Annotated in this window: 12 protein-coding genes and 3 rRNA genes; all 15 read left to right on the forward strand. The window is 66.2% G+C overall.

Going from position 1 to position 17,357, the window contains the following annotated elements:
* The gene (argF, locus tag AC1DV7_RS04605) at positions 1-930 is read left to right on the forward strand and encodes an ornithine carbamoyltransferase (protein WP_477595074.1); all 930 of its coding nucleotides are present in this window, start codon (positions 1-3) and stop codon (positions 928-930) included.
* A 2-nt stretch (positions 931-932) separates the two neighbouring features.
* The gene (locus AC1DV7_RS04610; RefSeq protein ID WP_477595047.1) at positions 933-1,496 is read left to right on the forward strand and encodes an arginine repressor; all 564 of its coding nucleotides are present in this window, start codon (positions 933-935) and stop codon (positions 1,494-1,496) included.
* Positions 1,493-2,950, forward strand: coding sequence for an argininosuccinate lyase (argH, locus tag AC1DV7_RS04615; RefSeq protein WP_477595049.1), 1,458 nt, complete (start codon positions 1,493-1,495; stop codon positions 2,948-2,950). Before AC1DV7_RS04610 ends, argH begins: the two co-directional genes overlap by 4 nt.
* Before the next feature lie 121 nt (positions 2,951-3,071).
* Complete coding sequence (locus tag AC1DV7_RS04620; protein WP_477595051.1) at positions 3,072-3,356, forward strand: hypothetical protein; 285 nt, start codon at positions 3,072-3,074, stop codon at positions 3,354-3,356.
* The gene (locus AC1DV7_RS04625) at positions 3,349-4,164 is read left to right on the forward strand and encodes a hypothetical protein (RefSeq protein ID WP_477595053.1); all 816 of its coding nucleotides are present in this window, start codon (positions 3,349-3,351) and stop codon (positions 4,162-4,164) included. The genes AC1DV7_RS04620 and AC1DV7_RS04625 overlap by 8 nt, the downstream gene beginning before the upstream one ends.
* 9 nt (positions 4,165-4,173) lie before the next feature.
* Complete coding sequence (locus AC1DV7_RS04630) at positions 4,174-6,105, forward strand: fumarate reductase/succinate dehydrogenase flavoprotein subunit (RefSeq protein ID WP_477595055.1); 1,932 nt, start codon at positions 4,174-4,176, stop codon at positions 6,103-6,105.
* Positions 6,102-6,854 carry a succinate dehydrogenase/fumarate reductase iron-sulfur subunit gene (locus AC1DV7_RS04635; RefSeq protein WP_477595057.1) on the forward strand — a complete coding sequence of 251 codons (753 nt, stop codon included), beginning with the start codon at positions 6,102-6,104 and terminating at the stop codon, positions 6,852-6,854. Before AC1DV7_RS04630 ends, AC1DV7_RS04635 begins: the two co-directional genes overlap by 4 nt.
* Positions 6,818-7,477: a DNA-3-methyladenine glycosylase gene (locus AC1DV7_RS04640; protein WP_477595059.1), complete on the forward strand. Its 660-nt coding sequence runs from the start codon at positions 6,818-6,820 to the stop codon at positions 7,475-7,477. Before AC1DV7_RS04635 ends, AC1DV7_RS04640 begins: the two co-directional genes overlap by 37 nt.
* A gap of 63 nt (positions 7,478-7,540) precedes the next feature.
* On the forward strand, positions 7,541-8,803 hold the full coding sequence (tyrS, locus tag AC1DV7_RS04645; RefSeq protein ID WP_477595061.1) for a tyrosine--tRNA ligase: 1,263 nt from the start codon (positions 7,541-7,543) through the stop codon (positions 8,801-8,803).
* 731 nt (positions 8,804-9,534) lie between these two features.
* A 16S ribosomal RNA gene (locus AC1DV7_RS04650) occupies positions 9,535-11,060 on the forward strand.
* 367 nt (positions 11,061-11,427) lie between these two features.
* Positions 11,428-14,541: ribosomal RNA gene (locus AC1DV7_RS04655) — 23S ribosomal RNA — on the forward strand.
* 70 nt (positions 14,542-14,611) lie between these two features.
* Positions 14,612-14,728: ribosomal RNA gene (gene rrf / locus AC1DV7_RS04660) — 5S ribosomal RNA — on the forward strand.
* The 16S, 23S and 5S rRNA genes sit together here, the layout of an rRNA operon.
* 502 nt (positions 14,729-15,230) lie before the next feature.
* Positions 15,231-15,962, forward strand: coding sequence for a tetratricopeptide repeat protein (locus AC1DV7_RS04665; protein ID WP_477595063.1), 732 nt, complete (start codon positions 15,231-15,233; stop codon positions 15,960-15,962).
* Positions 15,963-16,979, forward strand: coding sequence for an HAD-IIA family hydrolase (locus AC1DV7_RS04670; RefSeq protein ID WP_477595064.1), 1,017 nt, complete (start codon positions 15,963-15,965; stop codon positions 16,977-16,979). It abuts the gene before it with no gap.
* A 48-nt stretch (positions 16,980-17,027) separates the two neighbouring features.
* Positions 17,028-17,357, forward strand: a 330-nt coding sequence (locus tag AC1DV7_RS04675; RefSeq protein WP_477595066.1) for a hypothetical protein, incomplete at its 3' end; no start/stop codon positions are given.

The following is a 17,357-nucleotide window of genomic DNA, read 5'->3' on the forward strand; positions in this document are numbered from 1 at the left end:
GTGCGCCACTTCCTGCGTGACGACGACCTGACCGCCGACGAGCAGGCCCTGGTGCTGCGTCGGGCCCGGGAGCTCAAGGCGGCTCCGTTCTCACGTCGTCCGCTCGAGGGCCCCCGCACGGTGGCCGTCGTCTTCGACAAGCCGACCCTGCGCACCCAGGTGTCCTTCGCCGGCGCCATCACGGGGCTGGGCGGTTACCCGCTCGTCGTCGACGGCAACCTCGCGCAGATCGGCACCCGCGAGTCGATCGCCGACACGGCGCGCGTCCTCGGACCCCAGTCGGCCGCGGTGGTCTGGCGCACCTACGGGCAGGACCGCATCGAGGAGATGGCGGCCCACGCCGGCGTCCCGGTAGTCAACGCGCTCACCGACGACTTCCACCCGTGCCAGATCCTCGCCGACCTGCTGACGGTGACCGAGCACAAGGGCGACCTGGCCGGGCTCACCCTCGGCTACGTCGGCGACGGCGCCAACAACATGGCGCACTCCTACCTGCTCGGCTGCGCCCTGGCCGGGATGCACGTGCGGATCGGGACGCCCGACGGCGCCCAACCGGCCCCGGAGATCCTGGCGCGGGCCACCCAGCTCGCGGCAGCCCACGGCGGGTCGGTCCAGGTGACGGCGGACCCGAAGGCCGCGGTCGAGGGCGTGGAAGTCGTGGTCACCGACACCTGGGTCTCGATGGGCATGGAGTCCGAGAAGGGCGAGCGGCAGGGCACCGCGTCGCCCTTCGCCCCGTTCGCCGTCACCGAGGCCCTCATGCAGACCGCCTCGCCCGAGGCGATCTTCCTGCACTGCCTGCCCGCCTACCGCGGCTTCGAGGTGGAGGCCACCGTCATCGACGGGCCGCAGTCGGTCGTCTGGGACGAGGCCGAGAACCGTCTCCACGCCCAGAAGGCCCTGCTGTCCTTCCTCCTGGAGGGAGAGTGACGATGACCATCGCCGCCACCCGCACGGGCCGACAGCGCCGCATCGTCGAGCTGCTGGGCAAGCACGCGGTCCGGTCGCAGACCCACCTGCTCGGCCTGCTGTCCGAGGACGGCATCGAGGTCACCCAGGCCACCCTGTYGCGCGACCTCCTCGAGCTCGGAGCCGTCAAGATCCGGGTCGGCAAGAGCCTCGTGTATGCCGTGCCCGGAGAGGGCGGCGACCGAACCGTGCGTCCCGCGCCGGGTCAGCCCGAGCTCACCGACCGCCTGCGGCGCGGCTGCGAGGAGCTGCTGGTCACCGCCGAGCCGTCGCACAACCTCGTGATCCTGCGCACCCCGCCGGGTGCGGCGAGCTTCCTCGCCTCCGCGATCGACCACTGCGAGATCGAGGACGTCCTCGGCACCATCGCCGGTGATGACACGATCATGGTCATCACGACCGGTGCTGCCGCCAGCCGGCGGACCGCCAACCACCTGCTGGGCCTCGCGAGTCCCGGCGACCCGACCCGAACCCCCGGCGACCCGACTCGCACCCCCGCCCCACCCACCGAGGAGACCCCGCGTTGAGCACCGAGCACCAGGCCCCCCGGACGAACGGCTCGGAACGGGTGAGCCTCTGGGGCGGTCGCTTCGCAGGCGGGCCCGCCGACGCGCTCGCGGCGCTCAGCAAGTCGACCCACTTCGACTGGCGGCTGGCTCCGTACGACCTCGCCGGGAGCCGGGCCCACGCCAGGGTCCTGCACCACGCAGGGCTGCTCGACGACGGCACGCTGGAGGCGATGCTGGCGGCCCTCGAGCAACTGCGCGCCGACGTCGAGTCGGGTTCGTTCGTCCCCGACGAGGGCGACGAGGACGTCCACACCGCCCTCGAGCGTGGCCTGATCGAGCGCGCCGGCAGCGACGTGGGCGGTCGCCTGCGGGCCGGCCGCTCGCGCAACGACCAGGTGGCGACGTTGTTCCGCATGTACCTGCGCGACCACGCCCGCTCAGTCGCCGGGCTGCTGCTCGACGTCGTGGACGCCCTGGTCGAGCAGTCCAGCCGCCACCTCGGCGTCGCCATGCCGGGTCGCACGCACCTGCAGCACGCCCAGCCCGTCCTGTTGTCACACCATCTGCTGGCCCACGCCTGGGCGCTGCTGCGCGACGTCGACCGGTTGCAGGACTGGGACACCCGCGCGGCGGTGTCGCCGTACGGCTCGGGTGCSCTCGCGGGCTCCTCGCTCGGCCTCGACCCCGAGGCGGTCGCCGCCGACCTCGGCTTCGMCGCCTCGGTCGAGAACTCCATCGACGGCACCGCGTCGCGGGACTTCGTCGCCGAGTTCGCCTTCGTGGCTGCCATGTCCGCGGTCGACATCTCCCGGCTGGCCGAGGAGGTGGTCCTGTGGGCGACCAAGGAGTTCTCCTTCGTCACGCTCGACGACGCCTACTCCACGGGGTCGAGCATCATGCCGCAGAAGAAGAACCCCGATGTCGCCGAGCTGGCCCGTGGCAAGGCCGGGCGCCTGGTGGGCGACCTCGCGGGCCTGCTGACCACGCTCAAGGCACTGCCGCTGGCCTACAACCGTGACCTCCAGGAGGACAAGGAGCCGGTCTTCGACGCCGTCGACACCCTCGAGGTCCTGCTCCCGGCGTTCAGCGGGATGGTCGCCACCCTGACCTTCCACACCGACCGCCTCGAGTCACTGGCTCCACAGGGCTTCTCGCTCGCCACTGACATCGCGGAGTGGCTGGTCCGGCAGGGCGTGGCCTTCCGCGTCGCGCACGAGGTGGCGGGGTCCTGCGTCCAGCACTGCGAGCAGCGCGGGATCGAGCTGTGGGACCTCACCGACGAGGACCTCGCCCTGATCTCCCCGCACCTGACCCCCGGTGTCCGCGAGGTCCTCAGCGTCGAGGGGTCGCTCGCCTCACGCGATGCCAAGGGCGGCACCGCCCCGGAGCGCGTCCGTGAGCAGCTGGCGACCGTGCAGGAGCGGGCCGCGGACGGACGCTCCTGGGCCCGCCGGCCCCTCGACGTGCGCTGACCGGCAGGCCGACCGGCTCCACGGGTTCACACCGGCGCTTGCGAGAAATCTCGGCGGGCACGCGATAGGTTCGTGACGCGGGTCACAGGCGACCCGTTCCAGCCCCCGGAAGGACGGTGTCATGGGCGTCAGCGACGACCTCACGACGGCTGCAGGGCACGTGGCCGGACTGCGACGAGCGGTGACCGCGCTCTCCAAGGAGCTCGGCAACACCATCGACGTGCAGCGGCTGCGCGACGACGTGGTGCGGCTCGCCGACGACGTCGACCTGCTGGCGCGCGGCGCCGGGGTCGGGTCCCAGGACCGCGCCGGGGGGCCGGGCGAGATCGTCTTCATCCCCGACGACGACTACGACCCGCAGATGTGGGCCGACGCCGACGACGAGGCCGGACACCAGGGTGGCTGAGGCTCCCTTCTCCGGGGGTGTCCACGCCCCCGGCCGCGCCCGCATCGCCGCGCGCACCCTGCGTGAGGACCGCTGGTGGCTCCAGCCCTTCGTCACCTTCCTCTGCTTCAGCGCCTGGCTGCTCTACGGCCTGGTCCGGACCGCGACCCAGAAGGACTACTTCGTCGCGGACTACGGCTACCTCACCCCGTTCGCGTCGCCGTGCGTCAGCGAGACCTGCGTCCCCGGCTCCGCCCACTTCGGCGAGTGGTTCGGGCCCTTCCCGGCCCTGATCCCGCTGGCCATCCTGACGCTGCCGTTCCTGCTGCTCTTCCGGCTGACCTGCTACTACTACCGCAAGGCCTACTACCGCTCCTTCTGGAACTCGCCGCCGGCATGCGCCGTCCCCGAGGCGCACCGGTCCTACTCGGGCGAGACCCGCTTCCCGCTGATCGCCCAGAACCTCCACCGCTACTTCTTCTACGCCGCGGTGCTGATCAGCCTCATCAACACGTATGACGCCGTGCACGCCTTCCGGGGCAAGGACGGCGAGTTCGGTGTCGGGCTCGGCAGCCTGATCCTGGTGGCCAACGTCGTCCTGCTCTGGTGCTACACCCTCGGCTGCCACTCCTGCCGCAACATCGTGGGCGGACGCCTCAACCACTTCTCGCGTCACCCCCTGCGCTACAGGGCATGGGGCCTGGTGGGCAAGCTCAACGCCCGGCACATGACCTTCGCGTGGGTGACCCTCGGCAGCCTGGTCGTCACCGACGCCTACATCGCCCTGGTGTCCTCGGGCACCCTCTCCGACCTCCGCTTCATCAACTGAGGAGCGCTTGTGACCGACCTCGAACGCCACGACTACGACGTCATCGTCATCGGGGCAGGCGGTGCCGGGTTGCGCGCGGCCATCGAGGCGCGCGAGCAGGGGCTGCGCACCGCGATCATCTGCAAGAGCCTGTTCGGCAAAGCGCACACCGTCATGGCCGAGGGCGGCATCGCCGCGTCGATGGGCAACGCCAACGACAAGGACAACTGGCAGACCCACTTCCGCGACACGATGCGCGGCGGCAAGTTCCTCAACAACCCGCGCATGGCCGAGCTCCATGCCAAGGAGGCGCCGATGCGCGTCTGGGAGCTCGAGACCTACGGGGCGCTGTTCGACCGCACGCCTGACGGCCGGATCAGCCAGCGCAACTTCGGGGGCCACGAGTACCCCCGCCTCGCCCACGTCGGCGACCGCACCGGCCTCGAGCTGATCCGGACCCTCCAGCAGAAGATCGTCAGTCTCCAGCAGGACGACCACCGCGAGACGGGCGACTACGAGAGCCGGCTCAAGGTCTTCGCCGAGCTCACCATCACCGACGTCCTCAAGACCGACGGCGCCGTCGCCGGGGCGTTCGGGTACTGGCGCGAGTCCGGCCGGTTCGTCCTCTTCTCGGCGCCCGCCGTCATCCTCGCGACGGGTGGCATCGGCAAGTCGTTCAAGGTCACCAGCAACTCCTGGGAGTACACCGGCGACGGGCACGCACTCGCGCTGCGCACCGGGGCGTCGCTGGTCAACATGGAGTTCATCCAGTTCCACCCGACCGGCATGGTCTGGCCCCCGTCGGTCAAGGGCATCCTCGTGACCGAGTCGGTGCGCGGCGACGGGGGAGTGCTGCGCAACTCCGAGGGCAAGCGCTTCATGTTCGACTACGTCCCCGACGTCTTCCGTGGCCAGTACGCCGACACCGAGGAAGAGGCAGACCGCTGGTACAAGGACCCCGAGAACAACAAGCGACCCCCCGAGCTGCTGCCGCGTGACGAGGTCGCTCGCGCCATCAACAACGAGGTCAAGGAGGGGCGCAGCTCACCGCACGGTGGTGTCTTCCTCGACGTCTCGACCCGGCTCCCGGCCGAGGAGATCCGGCGACGGCTGCCGTCGATGCACCACCAGTTCAAGGAGCTCGCCGACGTCGACATCACGGCCGAGCCGATGGAGGTCGGTCCGACCTGCCACTACGTCATGGGTGGCGTCGAGGTCGACGCCGACACCGCGGCCACCTCGGTCCCCGGCCTGTATGCCGCGGGCGAGGTCGCAGGGGGCATGCACGGTTCCAACCGGCTCGGGGGGAACAGCCTGTCCGACCTGCTCGTGTTCGGTCGGCGCGCTGGGCTCGGGGCTGCCGACTACGTTGCGGGACTAGGCGATTCGCGTCCTGTCGTGTCGGAGGCCGACATCGACGCGGCAGCCGAGGTGGCCCTCGCTCCCTTCCGGGACGCCGCCGAGAACCCTTACTCCCTGCACCAGGAGCTGCAGCAGCGGATGAACGACCTCGTCGGGATCATCCGGCGCGAGGGCGAGGTCCGCGAGGCGCTCGAGATGCTCGACGGCCTCGACGAGCGAGCGAAATCCGTTGGTGTCGAAGGGCATCGGCAGTTCAACCCCGGGTGGCACCTGGCGCTCGACCTGCGCAACATGCTGGCCGTGTGCCGTTGCGTGGCCCTGGCCGCCCTCGAGCGCACCGAGTCGCGTGGCGGCCACACCCGTGAGGACTACCCCGCGATGGACCCGCAGTGGCGCGAGGTCAACCTCATCTGCCGCCTCGACGACGGCGGCGGCGTGCACCTGACCCGTCAGCCGGTTCCCGAGATCCGCCAGGACCTGCTCGAGCTGTTCGAGCGCACCGAGCTGTCCAAGTACCTCACCGAACCCGAGCTGGCCCGCCTCGACGCCGGCGGCTCCTCCACCCAGCAGGACCGTGAGCAGGGGAGCGAACAGTCATGAGCTACGACGCGAAGTTCAAGGTGTGGCGCGGCAATGCCGCGGGCGGTGCCCTGCAGGACTACACCGTCGAGGTCAACGAGGGCGAGGTCGTCCTCGACATCATCCACCGCCTCCAGGCGACCCAGACGCCCGACCTCGCCGTGCGCTGGAACTGCAAGGCCGGCAAGTGCGGCTCGTGCAGCGCCGAGATCAACGGCCGCCCGCGCCTGCTGTGCATGACCCGCATGAGCACGTTCACCGAGGACCAGACGATCACCGTCACGCCCCTGCGCGCCTTCCCCGTCCAGCGCGACCTGGTCACCGACGTGTCCTTCAACTACCAGAAGGCCCGCGAGGTCCAGGCGTTCAGCCCACCTGCCGACCTGGAGCCGGGCGACTACCGCATGCAGCAGGTCGACGTCGAGCGCAGCCAGGAGTTCCGCAAGTGCATCGAGTGCTTCCTGTGCCAGGACGTCTGCCACGTCGTGCGTGACCACGAGGACAACAAGGCCAGCTTCGCCGGGCCTCGCTTCCTCATGCGGATCGCCGAGCTCGACATGCACCCGCTCGACACCGCCGACCGCCGCACGGCCGCCAAGTCGCAGCACGGGCTCGGCTTCTGCAACATCACCAAGTGCTGCACCGAGGTCTGTCCCGAGCACATCAAGATCACCGACAACGCCCTCATCCCCCTCAAGGAGCGCGTCGTCGACCGTCACTACGATCCCGTCGTGTGGCTGGGCAACAAGATCCGTCGCCGCTCGAGCTAGGCGCACGCCTCGAGCGCGCCTTCTTCGCCGAGGACGTCCTCGACGTCGCGCCGGCACTGCTCGGGGCGACCCTCACGCACGCCGGCGTCACGGTGCGCCTCACCGAGGTCGAGGCGTATGCCGGGACGTCCGACCCCGGCTCGCACGCCTTCCGTGGTCCCACCCCGCGCACGGAGGTGATGTTCGGCGGCGCAGGCCACCTGTACGTCTACTTCACCTACGGGATGCACTGGTGCGCCAACGTCGTCTGCGGCCCGCCGGGGGAGGCCAGCGCGGTCCTGCTCCGCGCGGGCGAGGTGGTGGGCGGCGAGGAGCTCGCGGCGGCCCGGCGCACCGGGATCGCCCGGCGCGACTGGGCCCGCGGTCCGGCCAGGCTGGCGACCACCCTCGCGCTGGCCGGTGAGCAGTCCGGCCTCGACGCCTGCGCAGCTGACGCCCCGGCCGGGTTCCACGCACCCGTCGAGCGGGTTCGGGCGCACCGGATCCGCACCGGACCCCGCGTCGGGGTGAGCGGCGCGGGCGGCGACGGCGCGGCATACCCGTGGAGGTTCTGGCTCGACGGGGAGCCCACGGTCTCGGTGTACCGACCTGCAAAACCGCGTGCACGCGCCCCCCGGGCATAGGGCAGGCTGTGCAGGGGCCACCGGCCGGTGGCCCCGGAGCACACGACAGGGAGCACACACGCCGTGACGAACATCCTCGACGAGCTGCAGTGGCGAGGGCTGGTGGCGCAGACCACCGACGAGTCCGCGCTGCGCGAGGCCCTCGCCGACGGGCCGATCACGGCGTACTGCGGCTTCGACCCCACGGCGCCGTCGCTGCACTTCGGCAACCTCGTGCAGCTGGTCGTGCTGCGCCACCTGCAGCGGGCGGGCCACCGGGTGATCTGCCTCGTGGGTGGGTCGACGGGGCTGATCGGCGACCCGAGACCGTCGTCCGAGCGCATCCTCAAGACCAAGGAGCAGACGGCCGAGTGGGTGGCGAACATCGAGCGGCAGGTGCRCCCGTTCCTGTCCGTTGAGGGGGACAACCCCGCGGTCTTCGTCAACAACCTCGACTGGACGGCGCCGATGTCGGCGCTCGACTTCCTGCGTGACATCGGCAAGCACTTCCGGGTCAACCAGATGGTCAAGAAGGACGCGGTCGCCGCGAGGCTGAACTCGGAGGAGGGCATCTCCTACACCGAGTTCAGCTACCAGCTGCTCCAGGGGCTCGACTACCTCCAGCTGTTCCGGGACTACGGCTGCACGCTGCAGACGGGCGGCCAGGACCAGTGGGGCAACCTCACGGCCGGCTCGGACCTCATCCACCGGGTCGAGGGCGCGTCGGTGCACCTGCTCACGACCCCGCTGCTCACCGACGCCGCCGGCAACAAGTTCGGCAAGAGCGAGGGCAACGCCATCTGGCTCTCGCCGGAGATGACCAGCCCCTACGCCTTCTACCAGTACTGGATCAACACCGAGGACGCCTCCGTGGTCAAGCTCCTGCGCGTCTTCACCGACCGCACGCAGGAGCAGATCGCCGAGCTCGAGCGGTCCCTGGTGGACAAGCCGTTCCTGCGGGAGGCGCAGCGGGCCCTGGCCGCGGATGTCACGACGCTCGTCCACGGTGCCGAAGCCACCGCCGCGGTCGAGGCGGCCTCGGTGGCACTGTTCGGCAAGGGCGACGTGACCTCCCTCGACGCCCGCACGCTGGGGGACGCCACCGCGGAGCTGCCCGGTGGGGAGGTGGCAGTGGGGATGTCCGTGACCGACGCCCTCGTGGCCGTGGGGCTGGTGGACTCGCGGAACGCCGCCCGCCGGGCGATCGGCGACGGTGGGGCGTCACTCAACAACGTCAAGCTGACCGACCCCGAGCAGGTGCTGGGGGAGTCGGACTTCCTGCACGGCCAGGTGGCCCTGTTCCGACGGGGCCGCAAGTCGCTGGCCGCTGGCCGCAGACCCGCCTGACCCGGGAGACCCGGGACACCCGGGGCCTGGACGCACGGTGCCTGCACGGTGGTCTCGATGGCCCGCAAGCCGCTGACCTGCGGATTTGTGTTTTGCGGCGAGGCCCCTCTAATGTTCTCGACGTCAGCCCGACAGGGAGGAACGGACACCACCGCAAGGACGTCAGTCCTGGCGAAGTAGGCCGGTCCCGGGGCAGACCCCACCGAAAAGCACCTGGGAAACCAGAGGGCTTCGGAGCGCCCGAGAGGGTGGTCAGGAGCTCGCCGAGAGGCTGCTACAGTGGGAGCCCCGCAGAAAAGCAACCGGTTCGCCGGAGCGCTTGGACGGCCCGACAGGGTGGTCCGGAGCGAGTCGAGAGACTGCTACAGTGGGACACCTCGCGGAGAGCCAAGCGCGCTCGATCCATCCGCTTCTTACGAGAAGCGCGGGATTTGACGCCCAAGAGCGAAGCGAGTAACTTTGAAGGGTTGCCCCGGACGCCGACTGAAAAGTCCGCCGATGGTGCGCGTCCGAACCTTGAGAACTCAACAGCGTGTCAAAAATCGATGCCAATTACCTCGTCTCGAGGTGGCAGCGAACCAGGTCATTCGGCTTGGCCAGCAGTCACTGAGAACGAAAATCCTTTGGTTGACAATGAATCATCTAGCAATAGCTAGTTGTTCTTGCTCAGTCAGTGAAACAACCCTTCTTGGGTAGCAGTTTCGTGGTCCTTCGGGTCCACGAGCTAAACATCAATGGAGAGTTTGATCCTGGCTCAGGACGAACGCTGGCGGCGTGCTTAACACATGCAAGTCGAACGGTGACCTCGAGAGCTTGCTCTTGGGTGATCAGTGGCGAACGGGTGAGTAACACGTGAGTAACCTGCCCCAGACTCTGGAATAACCCCGGGAAACCGGAGCTAATACCGGATATGAAACGGAGCTGCATGGCTACCGTTTGGAAAGTTTTTCGGTCTGGGATGGACTCGCGGCCTATCAGCTTGTTGGTGAGGTAATGGCTCACCAAGGCGACGACGGGTAGCCGGCCTGAGAGGGCGACCGGCCACACTGGGACTGAGACACGGCCCAGACTCCTACGGGAGGCAGCAGTGGGGAATATTGCACAATGGGCGAAAGCCTGATGCAGCGACGCCGCGTGAGGGATGACGGCCTTCGGGTTGTAAACCTCTTTCAGCAGGGAAGAAGCGAAAGTGACGGTACCTGCAGAAGAAGCACCGGCTAACTACGTGCCAGCAGCCGCGGTAATACGTAGGGTGCGAGCGTTGTCCGGAATTATTGGGCGTAAAGAGCTTGTAGGCGGTTTGTCGCGTCTGCCGTGAAATTTCGGGGCTCAACCCCGAACTTGCGGTGGGTACGGGCAGACTAGAGTGTGGTAGGGGAGACTGGAATTCCTGGTGTAGCGGTGAAATGCGCAGATATCAGGAGGAACACCGATGGCGAAGGCAGGTCTCTGGGCCACTACTGACGCTGAGAAGCGAAAGCATGGGGAGCGAACAGGATTAGATACCCTGGTAGTCCATGCCGTAAACGTTGGGAACTAGGTGTGGGTCTCATTCCACGAGATCCGTGCCGCAGCTAACGCATTAAGTTCCCCGCCTGGGGAGTACGGCCGCAAGGCTAAAACTCAAAGGAATTGACGGGGGCCCGCACAAGCGGCGGAGCATGCGGATTAATTCGATGCAACGCGAAGAACCTTACCAAGGCTTGACATATGCGAGAACGCTGCAGAGATGCAGAACTCTTTGGACACTCGCATACAGGTGGTGCATGGTTGTCGTCAGCTCGTGTCGTGAGATGTTGGGTTAAGTCCCGCAACGAGCGCAACCCTCGTTCTATGTTGCCAGCACGTTATGGTGGGGACTCATAGGAGACTGCCGGGGTCAACTCGGAGGAAGGTGGGGATGACGTCAAATCATCATGCCCCTTATGTCTTGGGCTTCACGCATGCTACAATGGCCGGTACAAAGGGCTGCGAAACCGCGAGGTGGAGCGAATCCCAAAAAACCGGTCTCAGTTCGGATTGGGGTCTGCAACTCGACCCCATGAAGTCGGAGTCGCTAGTAATCGCAGATCAGCAACGCTGCGGTGAATACGTTCCCGGGCCTTGTACACACCGCCCGTCAAGTCACGAAAGTCGGTAACACCCGAAGCCGGTGGCCCAACTCTTTGAGGGGGAGCCGTCGAAGGTGGGACTGGCGATTGGGACTAAGTCGTAACAAGGTAGCCGTACCGGAAGGTGCGGCTGGATCACCTCCTTTCTAAGGAGCACTGGTCGCGAAAGCGATCCAGAGCCTGGTCTGTGGGCGTACGTCCTACAGCAGGTGCTCAAGGGTGGAACATCGATTATTTGGCGCTGACACCGACTCGTGTCGCAAGTACAAGCTGGTCTCCCTCGGGAGTCCCGGCAGTGGAACGCAATCGAGCGGGGGAGGCGCCTGACACGTTGTTGGGTCCTGAAGGCTCGGGCATTGAGCTCACCTTCAGGCCGGTTAACGGCCTAGGACCTTCACTCCGGACGAACCACCGCACGGTGCTGTTGAACAGACACCACGCGGTAGGCGCCGGCACGAGTGAAGGGCCGCCCGTACCTTGAGAACTACACAGTGGACGCGAGCATCTTTGTAAACTCAAGTTTATAAGGGCAAACGGTGGATGCCTTGGCACCAGGAACCGAAGAAGGACGTAGGAATCTGCGATAAGCCTCGGGGAGTCGATAACCAGACTGTGATCCGAGGATTTCCGAATGGGGAAACCCGGCTGGAGGCAAGTCCAGTCACTCTCACCTGAACACATAGGGTGAGTAGAGGGAACGTGGGGAAGTGAAACATCTCAGTACCCACAGGAAGAGAAAGCAACCGCGATTCCGTGAGTAGTGGCGAGCGAAAGCGGAAGAGGCTAAACCGAGCATGTGTGATAGCTGTCAGGCGTTGCATGTTCGGGGTCGTGGGACTTTTCAGTTGGCTCTGACAGGCCAGCATGGAGTCAAAAATTCGCGTTATAGTCGAAGGGCATTGAAAGGCCCGGCACAGAGGGTGCTACCCCCGTAGACGAAATGACGCGAACTCCAGAGAAGTATCCCAAGTAGCACGGGGCCCGAGAAATCCCGTGTGAATCTGGCGGGACCACCCGCTAAGCCTAAATATTCCCTGGTGACCGATAGCGGACAAGTACCGTGAGGGAAAGGTGAAAAGTACCCCGGGAGGGGAGTGAAATAGATCCTGAAACCGTTTGCCTACAATCCGTTGGAGCCTCCTTGTGGGGTGACAGCGTGCCTTTTGAAGAATGAGCCTGCGAGTTAGTGCTCAGTGGCGAGGTTAACCCGTGTGGGGAAGCCGCAGCGAAAGCGAGTCCGAATAGGGCGATTTAGTCGCTGGGTCTAGACCCGAAGCGGAGTGATCTACCCATGGCCAGGTTGAAGCGACGGTAAGACGTCGTGGAGGACCGAACCCACTTAGGTTGAAAACTGAGGGGATGAGCTGTGGGTAGGGGTGAAAGGCCAATCAAACTCCGTGATAGCTGGTTCTCCCCGAAATGCATTTAGGTGCAGCGTCACGTGTTTCTTACCGGAGGTAGAGCTACTGGATAGCCGATGGGCCTCACCAGGTTACTGACGTTAGCCAAACTCCGAATGCCGGTAAGTGAGAGCGTGGCAGTGAGACTGCGGGGGATAAGCTCCGTAGTCGAGAGGGAAACAGCCCAGACCACCATCTAAGGTCCCTAAGCGTGTGCTAAGTGGGAAAGGATGTGGAGTTGCATTGACAACCAGGAGGTTGGCTTAGAAGCAGCCACCCTTTAAAGAGTGCGTAATAGCTCACTGGTCAAGTGATTCCGCGCCGACAATGTAGCGGGGCTCAAGCACACCACCGAAGCTGTGGCATTGACACATCTGCCCGGCCGTGACATCTGAGGATCCACGGTCCAAGCGTGTTGATGGGTAGGGGAGCGTCGTGTGGCCAGGGAAGCGGCGGAGTGATCCAGCCGTGGAGGCCACACGAGTGAGAATGCAGGCATGAGTAGCGAATGACGGGCGAGAAACCCGTCCGCCGAATAACCAAGGGTTCCAGGGTCAAGCTAATCTGCCCTGGGTAAGTCGGGACCTAAGGCGAGGCCGACAGGCGTAGTCGATGGACAACCGGTTGATATTCCGGTACCGGCAAAGAACCGCCCATGACGAACCTAGTAATGCTAAGCGCCTGAAGCTCGATGACGTCTTCGGACTGACTCGAGTGGAGCGCGCGACCCGATCTAGTAGTAGTCAAGCAATGGAGAGACGCAGGAAGGTAGCTGAGCGTGGCGATGGTAGTCCACGTCTAAGGGTGTAGGGCGAACGGTAGGCAAATCCGCCGTTCACATAGCCTGAGACCTGATGGGTAACCCGTAGGGGTGAAATCAGTGATCCTATGCTGCCTAGAAAATCTTCTAGCGAGGTTCGAGCCGCCCGTACCCCAAACCGACTCAGGTGGTTAGGTAGAGAATACCAAGGCGATCGAGTGAATCGTGGTTAAGGAATTCGGCAAAATACCCCCGTAACTTCGGGAGAAGGGGGGCCCTGATCGTGACGGCACTTGCTGCCCGAGCGTGATCGGCCGCAGAGACCAGGGAGAAGCGACTGTTTACTAAAAACACAGGTCCGTGCGAAGTCGCAAGACGATGTATACGGACTGACGCCTGCCCGGTGCTGGAAGGTTAAGAGGACGGGTTAGTTCTTCGGAGCGAAGCTCAGAATTTAAGCCCCAGTAAACGGCGGTGGTAACTATAACCATCCTAAGGTAGCGAAATTCCTTGTCGGGTAAGTTCCGACCTGCACGAATGGCGTAACGACTTCTCCACTGTCTCAACCACGAACTCGGCGAAATTGCACTACGAGTAAAGATGCTCGTTACGCGCAGCAGGACGGAAAGACCCCGGGACCTTTACTACAGCTTGGTATTGGTGTTCGGTACGGCTTGTGTAGGATAGGTGGGAGACTTTGAAGCCGGCACGCCAGTGTCGGTGGAGTCAACGTTGAAATACCACTCTGGTCGTTCTGGATATCTAACCTCGGTCCGTGATCCGGATCAGGGACAGTGCCTGGTGGGTAGTTTAACTGGGGCGGTTGCCTCCTAAAAGGTAACGGAGGCGCCCAAAGGTTCCCTCAGCCTGGTTGGCAATCAGGTTTTGAGTGTAAGTGCACAAGGGAGCTTGACTGTGAGACAGGCATGTCGAGCAGGGACGAAAGTCGGGACTAGTGATCCGGCGGTGGCTTGTGGAAGCGCCGTCGCTCAACGGATAAAAGGTACCCCGGGGATAACAGGCTGATCTTGCCCAAGAGTCCATATCGACGGCATGGTTTGGCACCTCGATGTCGGCTCGTCGCATCCTGGGGCTGGAGTAGGTCCCAAGGGTTGGGCTGTTCGCCCATTAAAGCGGTACGCGAGCTGGGTTTAGAACGTCGTGAGACAGTTCGGTCCCTATCCGCTGTGCGCGTAGGAAACTTGAGAAGGGCTATCCCTAGTACGAGAGGACCGGGATGGACGAACCTCTGGTGTGTCAGTTGTTCTRCCAAGAGCACGGCTGATTAGCTACGTTCGGAAGTGATAACCGCTGAAAGCATCTAAGCGGGAAGCACGCTTCAAGATGAGGTTTCCATGGACTTCGGTCCGAGAGGCTCCCAGCTAGACTACTGGGTTGATAGGCCAGACGTGGAAGTGCAGCAATGCATGTAGCTGACTGGTACTAATAAGCCGATAACTTGATTACAAAGATGCTACGCGTCCACTGTGTGGTTCCCGAGATACGGTCGGGAATCCGATTGAAATCTCCATAGAGTTTCGGCTGTCATAGCGAAGGGGAAACGCCCGGCTCCATTCCGAACCCGGAAGCTAAGCCCTTCAGCGCCGATGGTACTGCACTGGTGACGGTGTGGGAGAGTAGGACGCAGCCGGACATACTTTCAAAAGGGCCTTCCCATACGGGGAGGCCCTTTTGCTTTTGCTGGACGTTGTCGGCCACCCATTGGGGTCTGGCCACGACGCCAGGCAATGTCCGTAGACTTCACCCGACACCAGCACAGCGAGGAGAGTTCCGTGCCCGAGAACCAGTCAGGCCGAGGCGGCCAGGATCGGCGTCCGCAAGGATCCGGGGCCGGTCGCTCCGGTGGCTCCGGTGGTGGCAGGCCCGGTGGCAGGTCCGGGGGCGGACGTCCCGGCTCCGACCGGGGCGGCTCGAGCTGGGGTGACCGTGACGGTGCGTCGCGTGACGGTGGGTCCCGCGGCGGTGGCAGGTCCGGGGGCCCTGGTGGGCGCGGCGGCGCCGGTGGTTCGCGCCCCGACCGCCCCCGTGGTGGAAGGGACCGGGACGCAGGCGCTTTCGGCACCAGCGAACGACCCAGCGGCCCGCGACTGGCCCCCCGCAAACCCAAGCTCCCCGAGCCCCGGATCGCCGAAGGTGTGACGGGCAAGGAGCTGGACCGTTCGGTGCACCAGCAACTGCGGACGCTGAGCAAGGAGAACGCCGAGGGCGTTGCCCAGCACCTCGTGATGGTCGCGGCGATGCTCGAGGCCGAGGACTTCGAGGGTGCCGAGGCGCACGCCGAGACAGCGGTGCGCCGAGCCGGCCGGGTGCCCGCGGCCCGTGAGGCGCTGGGCCTGGTGGCCTACCGCAAGGGGGAGTGGGCTCGGGCTCTCAGCGAGTTCCGCACGGCACGCCGGTTGAGCGGGTCGTCGCACATGCTGGCCCTCATGGTCGACTGCGAGCGTGGGCTGGGCCGTCCGGAGCGCGCCCTCGAGCTGGCGACGTCTCCCGAGGCCAAGACCCTGGCCGTCGAGGAACGGGTCGAGCTGGCCATCGTCGTCTCCGGTATCCGACGCGATCTAGGTCAGCTCGAGGCGTCGCGGCAGGCGCTGGAGATCCCACAGCTTCGCGGGACTGCTCGCAAGCCGTGGTCCGCCCGACTTGCCTACGCGTATGCCGAGGCGGTCCTCAGCCTTGGCCAGGACGAGGAAGCCCGCACCTGGTTCGCCCGGGCGGCCGCGGTCGACGAGGAGCTCGAGACCGACGCCGCCGACCGGCTGGCCGAGCTCGACGGCATCATCCTCACCGACCTCCTCGACGGAGAGGACGACGACGCCGAGAACCTGCCGGAGCCCGGAGGGCACACCGAGGGTTCCGAGGGCCGCTGAGTGGCGGGGCGCCTGATTGCGCGGTATTCGGCTGTCGTCTGTGACCTGGACGGGGTCGTCTACCGCGGGCCAGAGGCCGTGGACCACGCGGTCGCAGCCCTGGACGACCTGGGTGTCCCCGTCCTCTACGCGACCAACAACGCCTCGCGGCCTGCGGGCGAGGTCGCAGCCCACCTGACGGAGCTCGGCCTCAACGTCTCCGCCCGCGACGTGGTGACCAGCTCGCAGGCCGGCGCGGTCGAGCTGCTGGCACGACTGCCGCGCGGCGCGACCGTCCTGGCCGTCGGTGGCGCCGGGGTGTCGGAGGCGTTGCTCCAAGCCGGCTTCCGGGTCCTGCGTCCGGCCGCGGTCAACGAGGTCGAGGAGTCGCAGGTCGCCGGTGTGCTCCAAGGATATGGATCGGCCGTCACGGCGAGCGACCTCGCCGAGGCGGCCTACGCCGTGTCGGCCGGCGCGATCTGGGTCGCCACCAACACCGATGCGACGCTGCCGACCAACCGCGGGACCGCCCCCGGGAACGGGACCCTCGTGGGCGCCGTGCGCACGGCCACCGGGGTCGAGCCCACGGTCGTCGGCAAGCCACATGCGCCGCTCTACCGCCTGTCCGCCCAACGTCTCGGGCTGGATCCGGCGCAGGTGCTGGCGGTGGGCGACCGTCTCGACACCGACATCGCGGGCGCCGTCGCGACCGGGATGGACTCGGTGCTCGTGCTCACGGGCGTGGACTCGGTGAGCAGCCTCGCGGTCGCGCCCCCAGCCCAGCGACCCACGTATGTCGTCGAGGACCTGCGCGCGTTGTGCGCGGACTACGTGCCTGCCGAGACCGACTACCGCTGGTGGTCCTGCGGCGCCGACAGCCGCCGGATCATCGACGGGCGCTGGGATGTCGCCAGCCGGGGCAGTGACATCGAGGCCGCCCGAGCCGGGCTGGCCGCGCTGCACGAGGCCCTGGACCTCGGCGACCTCGACACCGCGGCCGTGGCGTCCTTGGTGTCGGACATCGAGCGCTGGCAGTAGCGTGAGGGCGACGGGCGACAGGGTGCCGCCCCCATGAGGAGGACCGCGATGGCTTTCGAATCAGTGCGCAGCTACGTGCAGCTCGCCAGTGGCTTGGGGGAGATGACCAAGGCACGGGCCATGGAGGCCGCGCAGGGGCTGCTCGCGCTCCCGGGAGCCGACGAGGTGACGCGACGTGCCGTCCAGGCTTCGACGCTGGCCGACCAGCTCCTCGAGGCAGCCAAGTCGAACCGCGCCAACCTGCTCACGCTGGTGCAGTCCGAGGTCGAGTCCGCCCTCAAGAGGGCCGAGGTGGCCCGGGTGGCCGACCTCGATGCTGCGCGCCATGCCCTCGCGGCGCTCACCAAGGAGGTCGCCGACCTCCGCAGCACCCTGGCG

The sequence above is a fragment of the Pedococcus sp. P2_E4 genome, assembly GCF_056403935.1.